13 protein-coding genes and 1 pseudogene are annotated in these 13,565 nt (G+C 69.4%); 6 read left to right on the top strand and 8 right to left on the bottom strand.

What is annotated here, in order from left to right:
• Positions 1-78: 78 nt before the first annotated feature.
• Positions 79-1,422: a right-handed parallel beta-helix repeat-containing protein gene (locus WH07_RS17975; protein ID WP_046501025.1), complete on the top strand. Its 1,344-nt coding sequence runs from the start codon at positions 79-81 to the stop codon at positions 1,420-1,422.
• A gap of 23 nt (positions 1,423-1,445) precedes the next feature.
• On the opposite strand, the gene WH07_RS17980 is transcribed toward WH07_RS17975, so the two are convergent.
• Positions 1,446-2,141 carry a hypothetical protein gene (locus WH07_RS17980; RefSeq protein ID WP_046501059.1) on the bottom strand — a complete coding sequence of 232 codons (696 nt, stop codon included), beginning with the start codon at positions 2,139-2,141 and terminating at the stop codon, positions 1,446-1,448.
• Between the two features lie 301 nt (positions 2,142-2,442).
• Between WH07_RS17980 and WH07_RS17985 the strand changes: the two genes are divergently transcribed.
• Positions 2,443-4,950: an SdrD B-like domain-containing protein gene (locus WH07_RS17985; RefSeq protein WP_046501026.1), complete on the top strand. Its 2,508-nt coding sequence runs from the start codon at positions 2,443-2,445 to the stop codon at positions 4,948-4,950.
• Between the two features lie 497 nt (positions 4,951-5,447).
• Positions 5,448-6,041, top strand: coding sequence for a DUF4291 domain-containing protein (locus WH07_RS17990; RefSeq protein ID WP_046501027.1), 594 nt, complete (start codon positions 5,448-5,450; stop codon positions 6,039-6,041).
• Between the two features lie 122 nt (positions 6,042-6,163).
• On the opposite strand, the gene WH07_RS17995 is transcribed toward WH07_RS17990, so the two are convergent.
• A complete protein-coding gene (locus WH07_RS17995) occupies positions 6,164-6,631 on the bottom strand; it encodes a hypothetical protein (RefSeq protein WP_046501028.1) in 468 nt (155 codons plus the stop codon).
• 313 nt (positions 6,632-6,944) lie between these two features.
• On the opposite strand from WH07_RS17995, the gene WH07_RS18000 reads away from it, so the two are divergent.
• Positions 6,945-7,805 carry a tetratricopeptide repeat protein gene (locus tag WH07_RS18000; RefSeq protein WP_046501029.1) on the top strand — a complete coding sequence of 287 codons (861 nt, stop codon included), beginning with the start codon at positions 6,945-6,947 and terminating at the stop codon, positions 7,803-7,805.
• 42 nt (positions 7,806-7,847) lie between these two features.
• Here the strand turns inward: WH07_RS18000 and WH07_RS42170 are convergent, their stop codons facing one another.
• Positions 7,848-8,114, bottom strand: coding sequence for a hypothetical protein (locus WH07_RS42170; protein ID WP_046501030.1), 267 nt, complete (start codon positions 8,112-8,114; stop codon positions 7,848-7,850).
• Positions 8,115-8,320: 206 nt separating this feature from the next.
• Positions 8,321-8,938 carry a TetR/AcrR family transcriptional regulator gene (locus WH07_RS18010; RefSeq protein WP_079023322.1) on the bottom strand — a complete coding sequence of 206 codons (618 nt, stop codon included), beginning with the start codon at positions 8,936-8,938 and terminating at the stop codon, positions 8,321-8,323.
• A 171-nt stretch (positions 8,939-9,109) separates the two neighbouring features.
• Between WH07_RS18010 and WH07_RS18015 the strand changes: the two are divergent.
• Positions 9,110-9,805: pseudogene (locus tag WH07_RS18015) on the top strand (SDR family oxidoreductase); the annotation flags it as partial.
• A gap of 215 nt (positions 9,806-10,020) precedes the next feature.
• Positions 10,021-10,761: a hypothetical protein gene (locus WH07_RS18020; protein WP_046501031.1), complete on the top strand. Its 741-nt coding sequence runs from the start codon at positions 10,021-10,023 to the stop codon at positions 10,759-10,761.
• Between the two features lie 61 nt (positions 10,762-10,822).
• On the opposite strand, the gene WH07_RS18025 is transcribed toward WH07_RS18020, so the two are convergent.
• The 4 genes from WH07_RS18025 to WH07_RS18040 form a co-directional block, all read right to left on the bottom strand.
• On the bottom strand, positions 10,823-11,389 hold the full coding sequence (locus WH07_RS18025) for a hypothetical protein (RefSeq protein WP_157877376.1): 567 nt from the start codon (positions 11,387-11,389) through the stop codon (positions 10,823-10,825).
• A 117-nt stretch (positions 11,390-11,506) separates the two neighbouring features.
• On the bottom strand, positions 11,507-12,514 hold the full coding sequence (locus WH07_RS18030) for an acyl-CoA desaturase (RefSeq protein WP_079023323.1): 1,008 nt from the start codon (positions 12,512-12,514) through the stop codon (positions 11,507-11,509).
• Positions 12,515-12,757: 243 nt separating this feature from the next.
• Positions 12,758-13,201 carry a PIN domain-containing protein gene (locus tag WH07_RS18035; protein ID WP_046501034.1) on the bottom strand — a complete coding sequence of 148 codons (444 nt, stop codon included), beginning with the start codon at positions 13,199-13,201 and terminating at the stop codon, positions 12,758-12,760.
• Positions 13,198-13,458, bottom strand: coding sequence for a ribbon-helix-helix domain-containing protein (locus WH07_RS18040; protein WP_046501035.1), 261 nt, complete (start codon positions 13,456-13,458; stop codon positions 13,198-13,200). Before WH07_RS18040 ends, WH07_RS18035 begins: the two co-directional genes overlap by 4 nt.
• Between the last annotated feature and the right edge of the window lie 107 nt (positions 13,459-13,565).

The following is a 13,565-nucleotide window of genomic DNA, read 5'->3' on the forward strand; positions in this document are numbered from 1 at the left end:
CGCGGCTCAACCTCCTGGTTCCGGCCGTCCAACCTCCCTGTACCGGCGGGGAATTCGCCACCATGCCAGACTGGGATCATGTCTCGATCAGCTCTTCGCGTGATGGCGGCGGTACTGGGCGCACTGACACTGGTGGCCGGCTGCGGCAGCGGTGGCGGCGACAGCGGATCGGACAAGGGCCGGCGGGCGGACGGCGCGCGGGTGACAATCCGTGTGCCCGGCGACGCCCCGACGATCTCGGACGCGGTGTCCCTGGCCCAGCCCGGTGACCTGGTGCTGGTGGCTCCTGGGGTGTACCACGAGTCGGTGAAGATCGACACGGCTCGCATCACGCTGCGCGGCGAGTCCCGGGCCAAGGTGGTCATCGACGGGCGGTTACGGCAGCCCAACGGGGTGGTCGTCGCGGCGCCCGGGGTGGCCGTGGAGAACCTGACCGTGCGGCACAACACGCAGAACGGGGTGCTGGTCACCGGTTCGGCGGCGGCGGTCGCCGGACTGCCGGGGAGCGGCGGCTACGACACCGGCGACGAACCCGTCAGCTTTCTGAAGTCGTTCCTGGTCTCGCATGTGACCGCGACCCGCAACGGCCTGTACGGCATCTACGCGTTCTCCGCGCAGAACGGTGTCATCGAGCACTCCTACACTTCGGGCGCGGCGGACTCGGGGATCTATGTCGGCCAGTGCAAGCCGTGCCGGATCGTGGTGCGGGACAACGTCTCCGAACTCAACGCGGTCGGTTACGAAGGCACCAACGCCGGCGGCGACATGTATGTGGTCGGCAACCGTCTGGTCGGCAACCGCGTCGGGCTGACCACCAACTCCGACCACCAGGAGAAACTGCTCCCGCAGCGCGACGCCGTCGTCGCCGGCAACCTGATCACGGACAACCAGCAGACCCGGACCCCCGAACAGGCCGACGGCGGCTGGGGCATCGGTATCGGCGTCGACGGCGGCAGCGACAACCAGTTCATCCGCAACCGGATCACCGGCAACACCAACGCCGGGCTCGTGATCACCGCGACCGCCGACCTGACGGCGGACCGCAACCGGATCACGGACAACACCTTCACCGCCAACGGCGTCGACGTCGGCTGGACGTTCCCCACCGCCACCCGCGGACAGGGCAACTGCCTGCGAGGGAACGCGCTTCGGACGACCGTACCCGCAGGGCTCGCGGACACCGCGTCCTGTCCGGTTCCCGCCAACGCGCCCACGCCGTCCGGCAGTTGGGCGAGACCGACGGCGCCCGCGGGCATCCCCTTCACCGACGTGGCCACGCCCGGCCCGCAGCCGGAGCTCCCGCGTGCCACCACGACCGGCGCCACCGTCGTACCGAACGTGCCGGCGCTGCCGGACATCGCGGGCATCGCGCTGCCGTCGCCGTCGCTGCTCGCCGCCGGTGCGCGGGTGCAAACCTCGTGAGCGGGGCTACGGCGCCGACGGGCTTACGGTGCCGGTGTGACGCCTGGGACCGGCTGGACGGGCACGTACGCCCGGTTGTCGAAGTCGAAGACCACCGGCTGCGGCTCGGAGGCGATATCGGCCTGAACCCGGTACATGGTGCCGTCCGAGCCGAGCCAGTAGCGCACGGTCTGTGACGTACCGGCCTTGGTATCGGCGTCCGGCCCGTTCATGATGTCGGTGCGATGGCCGTGCACCTCGTCCTGCCCGACCCAAGCGGCGCCGCTCTGCGGCAGCAGCGCGGCGTTGTCCGGCCGGTCGCTGCCGAGGCCGAGCGCGATGGCCAGCGCGCTGTCCAGGGTCATGCCGGATGTCCGCAGCGGACGGCTGTACCAGCCGGACGTCGGCGGCGACGCAGGTGCCGCAGCCGGGGGGTCCGTCATGGGGTGGACGAGGACGGTGGTGTCCGTCCACTGGATCAGCCCGTCGCTGGACGTGTCGCGCCCGGTCCCGCGCACCACCCCGTAACCGGTGTGGGTGCGGTAGTCGACGGATCCGGTGACGACCAGCCCGCCGGCGGCGTTCGGTACGGTGATCGTCACCGCCCGGCCACGCGCCTGGTAGTTGAGGAACCGCGTGATCGCCAGCCGGTTCACCTCGTCCGAGGTCAACGCCCGCGGGGCGGTGGCGTCACCGCTGTTGCCGAGAAGGACGAAGGCGGTGGTCGCGGCGGCCGTGATGCCGAGGGCGGCGGCTGCCACCCAGCGTAACCCTGGCCACCGGCGGCGCCGGCCCGCCTCGCGCCCCGGGAGGCCCGGCCGCTTGATGTCGACGCTCCGCCTTCTGCTGCTACGCGTTCTGATGCTCCGCACGCGGCGCGAGCGTAACAGGTCTGCGCGGAGGCACCGCCAAACTCTACGTTCACGGGACATGACGTTCCGTCAACTTGTACGCTCACCTTTGACTTTGCCGCGTTGGCGATAGCGTAGGACGACATGAAGGATTGCCATGCCATTACGGCCATTGCGTGGACTGGTACGGATGGGGCTGTCCGGCCTGCTACTGGTGGGGGGCAGCACAGGCACGATCTTGACCGGCGCCGGGCAGGCCGGCGCCTCGGCATCTGACGGCACCCTGACCGTCGAGGTCCTGCGGGACTTCTTCGGTACCGGCGTGATCAACTCGACCATGGACGTGCCGCAGCGGGGAATGAAGGTCGATGTGGCCGACCCCGCCGGCCATCACGTCACCGGTGTCACGGATGCCACCGGAAAGGTCGTCGTACCGCCCTCGGGCGAACTGACCGGCGGCCGGTACCGCGTCGATGTCACCGTCCCGGCACCGTACAGCGACTATCTGCGGGCGGCGCCCGCCTCGACCGCGCCGAACCACTTCGACAGCTTCACCACGTTCGTGGACGTCTCGGACGGCCAGGACGCGTCGGTGATCACCGGGGTCTGGAACCCGGCCGACTACGCACTGCCCGACTCCCGCTACTTCGTGCCGGTCCAGAGCGGCGCCGGAGGGACGGACACCCGGGCGCTGGTGGCGTTCGGGACGGACGCCCGCGGCAACTGTCCCGACCAGCAGGCATGCCCGGAGGTGCTCAACACCCAGGACCAGGTGGGCACGACCTTCGGGCTGGCCTACGACAGGTACCGCGACCAGTTGTTCCAGTCGGCGTTCGCCCGGCGGTACACCGAGTACGGGCCGGACGGCGGTGACGCGATCTACACCGTGCCGGCCGACGGCGGGGGCGCCCCGAAGCTGTTCGCGAAGGTGCCGGACGCCACGGAGACCCCGCACGACACCGACAACCTGATCAAGGACGCCGGGTTCGTCGACGTCCCGGGCAAGGAGAGCATCGGCGGCCTGGCCCTGTCCGAGGACGGCTCGACGCTGTACGCGGTGAACCTGCGCACCCGCAGCCTGGTCGCCTTCGACGCGACCGGGGCCACGGCGTCCGAGCCCGAGTCGACGGTCCCGATCCCCGACCCGGGCTGCGCGTCGGCCGAGGACTGGCGCCCGTTCGGCCTGGCCACCCACAACAACACCCTGTACGTGGGCGGTGTGTGCAGCGCGGAGAGCACACAGCAGCGCGCGGACCTGAAGGCCGTCGTCACCACCTATGACGGCGAGCGGTTCACCACCGTGCTGTCCCAGCCGCTGACCGCCGAGCGCGGGAGCGTACTCACCGGCAGGTCCGGCGACCAGGTCCGCCACTGGAACCCGTGGGACACCAGCCTGGAGACCTGGGACGACCACAACATGGAAGGCGCGATGATCGATCCGCAGCCGGCACTGGCCAGTATGGCCTTCGCCCGCGACGGCTCGATGATCCTCGGCTTCCGCGACAGGTTCATGGACGTCGTGAGCTGGGGCGGACTGGACCCCAGGCCGGGCATCGACACCCCGCAGAACGGCATGTCCGGCGGCGACATCAGCATGGCCTGCGCCACGCCCACCGGCGGGTACGAGTGGGAAGGCACCGGAAACTGCCCCGACCACGCCACGGACCCGGCGATCGACGGGGTCCAGCCCAGCAGCGTCGTCGAGTACTTCCCGGGTGACTTCTTCCCGAACGGCGGCTCCTCGACCCAGCCCGGGCCGCACCAGGAGTCCGCGCTGGGATCGGTCGCCTACATCCCGCAGCAGCAGTGGGTCGTCAGCACGCAGATGGACCCGACCGGCCAGGTCATCACCAACGGAACCGGCTACTACGACGTCGCCACCGGCCTCGGCCCCGGCAACGACCCGGCCGCCAACGCCTACCAGTTCATCGGTCCGAACGAGAACGGGTTCGGCAAGGCCGGTGGCCTCGGCGACATCGCGTACGCCGCGGCGAACGCGCCGATCCAGATCGGCAACGTGGTGTGGTACGACGGCGACCACAACGGCATCCAGGACCCCGGGCACGTGCTGCTGCCGGGGGCGACGATCAACCTGCTGGACGCCGATGGCAAGCAGGTCGCCACGACCACGACGGATGCCGCCGGCGAGTACTACTTCGGTGGTGTCGGCGCGGAGTACGAGCTGACACCGGGCGCGGAGTACACCGTGCAGTTCGATGTGTGCACCGCGGACACCAGCGGGGTGCCGGGCCAGCCGGCCGCCACGGACCTGCGGTTCACGCTGCCGCGGGTCGGTGAGGACCGGGTCCACGACTCCAATGTGACCCCTCCGACCACCGGCCGGCTGTGCAACGGGTTCGCCCCGGTCACCGCACCGGCCACGCCAGGAGGGGTTGATCACACGATCGACGCCGGCGTGTACATCCCGCCGCCGGCATCCCCGTCACCGACACCCACCCCGACCCCGACCCCGTCACCGGAGGAGCCGACGGTACCGCCGACGGACCCGGCGCCCAACGTCCCGACACCCAACGCCCCGGCACCCAACGCCCCGGCCCCGGCCGACCGGCCACCGGGCTCACTCGCAAACACCGGCGTGACCGACCTGGGAGAGATTCTCGCCCTCGTCGCCCTGCTGGTCGGCGCGGGCGCGGCGGTAGTCCTCGCCAGCCGCAAACGACGCCCCAGGCACCACTGACACCTGAAACCCCCGATGGGCCGGTGCAACCGCACCGGCCCATCGGCCTGAACGCGCTCGCCAAGGGCGTACGTACGGACCTACGTCCACACCCACATGGCCACGGACCTGCACGGTGACCAACTGCCGGAGCGGATCGAACTGATGCGGCTCTTCGGGGGCACCGCGCGGACCGTCATGCGCTACGTCGCTGCGGCGTATCCAGAGCGGACGGCCCGGGGCTGGTCATTGCACCGATCCCGGGCGGTGTTCGGACCACGTCGCTGCCGTAGAGCACGGAGTGCTGGACCGCCGTCAGTTGGCGATGCTCATCGGCAGGGTGACGATCTGTCGGCGCTCCTCGGCACGGATCTTCATCTGGCCGGCCCAGTGCTCAGTGACCAGTGGAACCCGCTCCCCCGGGCCGCCTCCAACGGTGGGCAGGCGGCCGGACTCGGCGGCCTCGCGCTTCGTTAATTCGATGGCACGCGCGCAACGGTGCGCCCACCCTGGTCCCCGTGGCAGAACCCAAACACCAGATTCGAGCCCTGTACTCGGACTCCACGGTCACTGTCTACCAGGCGTACGCCCCGGAGATTGCCGTACCGGCCGCCCGCGAGGGGCGTTTCCCGGCAGTGTGGCAGCGGGACCGGATGACATGGATCAAGCCGTCGTTCCTGTGGATGATGTACCGCTGCGGGTGGGGCAGCAAAGAAGGCCAGGAAACCGTCCTCGCCGTCGAAATCTCCCGCGAAGGCTTCGAGTGGGCCTTGGCACACGCCTGCCTGTCCCACTACGAGCGTGGACTCCACGCCGACCTCGCCACATGGAAGCGCCAATTGAAACGGGCTCCCGCCCGGGTGCAATGGGACCCCGAACGCGACCTGCACCTTGAGGCACTTGCCCACCGGTCGCTCCAGCTAGGTCTCTCCGGCGCAGCCGCACGTCTCTACGCCGATGAGTGGACCGTCTCCATCACTGACATCACGCCGCTCGCCCACACGATCCACACGCATGTACGGGACGGAGACCTGGATGCTGCACGGCAACTCCTGCCCCGCGAACGTCCCTACCCCGTGGATGAAGGGCTCCTGTCTCACCTGCACCACTGAGCAGGTCTGCCAATTGAGATGATCTCGCAGACATGCCGAGGTTGATCACTGTGCGCTGTCGATCTTTAAAAAGCTGCTTGGCACGGTTACGCGACTCACGGCAGGAATCCTGACGTCGCCACTCAAGCGATCCAGTCCTCGCCGCTTCGATGTCGATCCAGCCCCACGGCTGCGAACTCGTCCGTGGCCGCACCCGCCACCACACCCAGCATCCGGAGGGCCTGCGAGATCGGGCTGCCGGCAGATCCGAAGGGCTGGCCTTCCGGTATATGAACCGGTCCCAGTACGACAGCCCCATCAGCCCAGACGGCGGCGCGCTGATCGCCCACACCGCCGAAGTACTCGGCTTCCACGTAGGCCACCGGTCCGGCGGCTGACCAGTCCGCAAGCCGCTTGTCGAATCCTCCCGGAAGTCGCCAGAACCCCAAAGGGCTCTCTGTGCCATCCGTTGAGGCATCGCAGAGCTGGTCCGTCATCGGCATCAGCGACATGCCCTGGCTGAGAGAGACGACCCGGGCGGCAGGAAAGTCCCTCGCGGCGCCACGGAGCACCTCGTCTCTGGCGATGACTGCCTGTAGTTCGTAGCCCATACCAACGCCCCCTCCACCGATCGGAGGCTCCATCTTGTCGCGGCTACCGCCGTCGCGACCCGCCTCCCGATCCGGGCGGGCCCACCCGTACCGAGGTGAGCGCCTGGTCAGGCCACGGTGCGTCGAAGTCGACGCTTGAGCCAGACCAGCAGCGACCAGCCAAGGAACAAACCGCATCCTCTTGGCGGCGGGCGACCGCGCGCCCGTACAGGCCCTCCGAGTTGATTCACCCTGCTGAACCGTCCCGGTACGCGCGTGTCAGAATTCCGCGGTTCCCGCTACTCGGTGTCGGCGGGCGGACGGAGGGGGCGGAATGCACGAGGACAAGGCCAAGGAGCTCTACGAGCAGGCCCATGAAGCGTGGGCGGCGGAGCAGTGGCAGGTCGCGGCGGACCGGTACGAGGAGTTGCTCAGCCACCTCCCTGACGCGCCGTCGAGTGCTGCCTGGTGGTACGACGCGGCGCTGGCCCACAAGTTCCTGCGCAACTGGGACAAGGCATTCACCCTGGGCCGGGAGGCCGCGGCACGGGCACCACGTGGCGAGGAAGACCCGGCCTTCTGGAACCTCGGCATCGCGGCAACAGTGCTGCGGGAATGGGCCGTTGCCCGGGATGCGTGGACAGGCTTCGGGATCACCCTGCCGGAGGGAGAGGGCGAGATCTTTGGCTCTTTCGGCATCTGCTGCGTACGCCTGGACACCGACGGCGCACACGAGGTCGTCTGGGCCGTGCGGCTGTGCCCCACCAGGGCACGGGTCGTCAGCGTTCCCGTCACCCCGGGGCGCCGCTTCGGAGAGGTCGTGCTGCACGACGGCGAGCCCAAGGGCGAGCGGATCGTGGACGGACGGAGCCACAGCGTCTTCGACGAGATCCTGCGCTTCGAGACGTCGGACCTCCCCACCCACACCGTCACAGTCTCGGCCGGAGCGGCCTCCGACATCGACGCGCTCGAGACGGTTTTCACCCAGCAGGGCTACGGCGCGGAACCCGCGAGCAGCTTCCAGTTCCTGTGCGCCTGCTGCAGCGAAGGAAGCCGCGAACAGACACGATCCGTCCACGCCGGCACCCAGCAAGTGTCGGTCGCGGCCCCAGCCGACGAAATCCCCGAACTGCTCGACACCTGGGCAGCCGCAGGACCGGAGCGCTCCTGGTCGGACTTGGCCGGCGTTGGCTGAGCCCGCCCCGAGCAGTGGCGGTGTCCTGGCCCCGTGAACCGGCTACGGGCCATGCATCGGCGCCCGTATCGGCCCCCGCACCGGCGCCCGTTCGCCCCTGTCCGTGCCTGGCCCGACCGCTTCTCGCTCCCGGCTGCCGCCGTACCGGCGCACGGCGAGCGGTACGAACAGGAAGAGCAGCAGCAGCCCGAAGGCGCCGCACGCGCCGGGCACCGAGCCGTCGATCCGCCACCCCACCGTGAGCCCGACCAGGATCAGGGGCACCATCCCGACGGCCGTGGTGAGCAGATCCGCGCCGGTCTCCCGCAACGGGACGAGCTGTTCCGGACTCCAGGCGTCGTACGGCCCTGAGGAACTGCTCGGCGCCTGGCGCAGGAGATGAGCAACGGCTGATCTCCGCTGGTCACGGCTCTGGTACGTAGGGGCCGGGGGTGCCCGGTACGTACGCCGAGGACGCCCGGAACGCGAGGTTCCGAGCGCCCCCGTGCAACGGCTGCTGAGCTGCGGGAGCCTGATCAGTCCGTGATGCCGGCGGCTTCGATGAGGGTCTCGGCGGTGGTGACCGCCAGGCCCTGGAGGTCGTCCGCGCCGATGCCGGCCCGGGTGCTCGCCCCGTCGTACAGGATGGCGAGCTGGCGGGTGAGGAAGTCGGGGTCGGTGGCTTTGCCGCGCTCCGCCTCGGTACGGAAGAAGCCCTCCAGGTGCTGCCGCTTGACGCGGGCCGCAACCAGGCTGGCGGGGTGGGCGGGGTCCTTCAGTTCCACCTGCGGCGCGAGGAACGCGCAGCCCATGTACTCCGGTGACCGGGCGAACTTCTCCAGTTGCCGGAAGACATGGAGCAGCCGGGCGCGAGGGCCCGGGCCGAAATCGGGCGGGGGCAGCAGGAAGGCCGCGTCGGCGAGTACGCGGCGCTCCAGGGCGGCCACGAGCAGGGCGTCCTTGCTGTCGAAGAGCTGGTACATCGACTTCTTGGAGATCCCGGCGCTCTTGCAGAGCGCGTTGGCGCCCACGCCCACGCCGTGGCGGTAGAAGAGGTCGACCGCGGCGGTCAGGAGCCGTTCTCGCTGTGAGGCACTGACGGTTGCCTCCGGGGGCTCGGGCAGCACGCCGGATGCGGCCTTGTCGATGGTCATGGCACCGAGGCTACCCCGCGTTCGACAACAGAAACCGATCGGTTTATCTTGGGGCGAAAGAAGGAAACCGATCGGTTTCTCGCTGTGTTCGGGTCGTGCGCCCGGCACGGCCCGCGGCCGCGTCTCGCGGCATTCGCCCCTCCGTCCTCCGGACAGGAAGAAGCCCAGCTCATGACTCTCAACGGCTCCGTCGCTTTTGTGACCGGCGGCAACCGCGGCCTCGGCGCCCAGTTCGTCCGCGCCCTTCTCGAAGCCGGTGCGAGCAAGGTGTACGCGGCGGCCCGCGATCCCCGCACCGTCACCGCCGAGGGCGCCGTCCCGGTCCAGCTCGACATCACCGACCACGCGTCGGTCCTCGCCGCCGCCGAGCAGGCACAGGACGTCACCCTGCTGATCAACAACGCCGGAATCCTGACGCCGACCAGCGTTCTGGAGGGCGACCTCGACACCTACCGCCTTGAGTACGACACCCACGTACTCGGCACCCTCGACGTGACCCGCGCCTTCGTGCCGGCCCTGGCGCGCAACGGGGGCGGGGCGGTCCTCAACGTCCTGTCCGTACTGTCCTGGGCGTCGGTTCCGCACCAGGCGGCGTACTGCGCGGCCAAGGCCGCCGAGTGGTCCGTCACCAACTCCCTGCGCGTGGAGCTGGCCGGCCAGAAGACCCAGGTGACCGCGCTGCACGTCGGCTACATGGACACCGACATGATCGCCGGCCTCGACGGCGTCGAGAAGGCCGACCCGGCCGGCATCGCCAGGATCGCCCTCGAAGGCGTCGAGAAGGGGCGACTGGAAGTGGTCGCCGACCCCCTCACCCGGCAGATCAAGGCAGGGCTCTCGCTCGGCGTCGAAGCCCTCTACCCGCAGTTCGCACAGGCATGCGGCCACCACAGCCCGGCCGTACACCGCCGGGTGTGCCCGCGACGCCGACGAGCGCACACGGCTTACGACTCCGCCGCGCCCGTCCGCCACAGCGCCACGTCAGGCTTCGGGCGCCGCGTCAGGCGCCGGAACTCCACCAGTCGGCATCCCGCCAGCCAGCACCCCACCAGCCGGCACCCCGCCAAGGAAAGGACGCGACAATGACACATCTTCTGGATCTCGTACTGGAAGCTCACGGCGGCGAGGAACGCTGGAGCAAGGTCACGGCGGTGACGGCGGTGACGCGCATCGGCGGGCCCATGTGGTCGCTGCACCAGGTGCCCGGCGTCCTCGGCAGCCATGAGGTCACGGTGGACTTCGGAACGCAACGTACCGTCCTCCGCGACTACAGCGAGCCCGGACTGCGGGGCGTCTTCACCCCCGAGCACGTGTCGATCGTGGACGAGGACGGGCGCGCGGTCGAGGAGCGCCACGACCCCCTCGCCTCGTTCGAAGGGTTCCGGACGGACACCCCGTGGGACATGCTGCACGCCCTGTATTTCATCGGCTACGCCACCTGGAACTACCTCACAGCCCCGTATCTGCTGACCCTGCCGGGCGTCCAGGTCCGGGACCTGCCACCGGAGCAGCCGGCCCTGGACCCCCGGCCGGGCCTCAGCGGCGGGTGGCGCCGCCTCGGCGTCACCTTCCCGGACGACATCACGGTCCACACCAAGAACCAGACCTTCTACTACGACGAGCAGGGCCTGCAGCGCCGCATGGACTACGCGCCGCGGGTGACGGGCGGCATTCCCGCGGTGCACATGATCGACGGCCACCAGGAGTTCTCAGGCCTGATCTTCCCCACCCGCCGCCGCGTCTTCGTCCCCGCCCCCGAGGGACGGGGCCTGCGCGCCGACCCCTTCATCACGCTGGACTACGCCGACGTCCGCGTCGGGTGACCAGAGTGCGTATCCAGTCGTGACCGATCGGTGGATTCGCCCGTGCCCCGGGGGCTCGACGTCAGTCCGAGCAGCCGGTCGCAGAACCGTTCGCCGGGGAGGTGATGGCCACGCGATAGCCGGATCCAGAGTTGAATTCGGGTCCGGCCTTGCGCTCTTCCGCATCGAGGATTTCCTCGGTCAGGAAGTAGACGTCCAGCGTCGTCGTGCTGTCCCCCTTGCCGAGGGTGAAGCACAGATCCGCGGTGCGCTCTGCCTTCGACGACTGAGCGGAGGCCTGAGACAGCTCCCAGCCGTCACGCTCCGCCGCCGCCCGGTAGTACTGGGTCACTTCAGCCTTGTCACCGGGGAACACGTAGGTCCGCTCGGCGTATATCCAGGCGTCGCCGCTGTCCGCCCAGCAGCCGGACTCAAGATCCTTGAAGCCCTGAGGTACGACCGTTCCTTCGGGCCGGGAGTCGAGGATGTCATGCGACTCCAGCTGTTTGACCCGGTTCTCGGTGTTCTCGCAACCTCGGTCGAGCGCGGCGTCCAGAAAAAGGGAATCGCATCCGGTGAGAGCCCCGGCCGCCACTGCGACCGTCAGCAGCAGCGCGGCACAACGGCCCATTCCCGTACGAGGTGTCAAGCGGACTCCTATGGTTGAGACCTCCGTACAGTACAGGCGGACTTCACGCCGAGGTGCCGCGTTGGCCGCTGCGGTCGATCGGCGCGGGACCCCGGGGTGACGCGTCGTCCAAGGACGTCAGGCTACGGAATTGTGCGGGCCGGTCGGTTCCGGGAGCAGGCGGGCGTTGAGGCGGTCCGCGCTCGGCCAGCGGACGTCGTGGACCCAGCCCAGCTTCTCGAATATCCAGATCAGGCGGGCCGCCGGGTCGATCTGGCCCGGCAGCACGCCGTGGCGCGCGCCCGTCGGGTCGGCGTGATGTGAGTTGTGCCAGCTCTCGCCGAAGGACAGCAGCGCGAGCGGCCAGAAGTTGGTGGCCTTGTCCCGGCTGGCGAACGGACGTCGGCCCGCGACATGGCAGACCGAGTTCACCGACCAGGTGACATGGTGCAGCAGCGCCATCCGCATCACGCCGGCCCAGAAGAACCCGGTCAGCGCACCGGTCCAGGTGCCGGTGACGAGCCCGCCGACCAGCGCGGGGGCGAGGAGCGAGACGGCGGTCAGCGGCCCGAAGAGCCGGCCGATCAGCCGCAGATCGGGATCGGCGGCGATGTCGGGCGCGAACCTGGTCCGGTTGCTCAGTTCACGCTTCAGCATCCACCCGACGTGCGCGTGGAGAAGCCCCTTGAGCAGCGCGCGTGTGTCCGTTCCGAAGCGCCACGGCGAGTGCGGGTCACCCTCGCGGTCGGCGAAGGCGTGGTGGCGGCGGTGATTCGCCACCCACTGGACCGGCGAGCCCTCGACCCCCAGCGAGCCCGCGACGGCCAGGGCGATGCGCAGGCCTCGCTTCGCCTTGAACGAGCGGTGCGTGAAGAGGCGGTGATAGCCGACCGTGAGCCCGGCGATGGACACGAGGTAGGCGACCACGGCCATGCCGATGTCCAGCGCGGACAAGCCCCATCCCCACACCAGCGGCACCACGACGATCAGGCAGATCACCGGGCCGACGACGAAGATCCACATCGCCACCGCCGCCGCGGGCGCCTGCGGGGCGTCGAGCAGCGGCTTGACCTCGGACGCCGTGCCGGTGTCGGTGTCGCCTTCGGCTGCGGCCTGTTCGGGCCGACCGGTGTCGCTCGGGTTCATCGGTTCCTCGCCGTTGCTCGAGCACTGTCGGACGGGGTACCGGGCCCACCCGGATCACGCGCGTCCGCGCGCTTTCGAGCGCGCTCGGCAACCCACGGCACACGATCGCACCGGACGGCATCCGCGCAGGCCGTCGCTCATGTCCGGGGTGTGAACGTCGCGGGACTAAATCGCCTTCACGTCCCGGCGGGAGGCGGGAGGCGGGAGCTTCGAGCAGCGGCATCGCCCGCCGCCTGCCCGGCCTCAGAGCGGCAAGTCGTCGGGCAGGACACGGAAGGACTTGTGACGGCCAAGGGGACGTACGGCCCGGAAGTCGCGACGGTCGAGGGTGAGAACGGCGTCGGTGTCGTACTCCGACGCCAGGGCGACGTTCACCGCATCCGCCAGGTCGAGGTCGAGCGCGGCGTACCGGGCACGTACGGACTGCGCGGTGGCGAGATGGAGTTCCGTGATCTCCGGTACGAGAATGCGGCTCACCCGCATCCAACGCCTGATGTCATCGACCGCACTCACTGCGGCCTCACGACCCAGTTCCCGGGTGGCGACGTGATCGATCTCAGCGAGCAGTAGCGGGGACATCACAAGGAGTCCGGCAGCCATGATCGTCTCATTGGCCGCCTGGTGATCCGTATGCGCGGCGTCCAGCGCGGCCAAGAGGCCCGAGGTGTCGGCAATGACGATGATCACGCAGCGGTTCCGGACCGCGACTCCCGCTGCACGGCGTCGGCCACCGTGTCACGCACATCCTCTTTTGTGGGCGTGCGACCGGACCCCGCGAAGGTGCGGGAGAACAGCGGCTCGTCCCAGACCCGGTTGGCCATGGCAGCAAGATGGATGCCCTGGCGGATGATCTCGGCTTCACTGATACCGCGACGCGCCGCCGCCTCCTTGATGATCGCAAGATCCTCAGGATCGGCGTACACGTTCGTGCGCTTCATGGACATGTACCAAACCTACCCCATGTACCGAGGGTGGTACACGCGAGCAGCCGAGAGTACGGAAGCTCCGATAGCTGACGGTTCCAGTTGAGTGCACGCCGGGAGAGCGACCC

This window comes from Streptomyces odonnellii (assembly GCF_000981895.1).
GTDB lineage: Bacteria > Actinomycetota > Actinomycetes > Streptomycetales > Streptomycetaceae > Streptomyces > Streptomyces odonnellii.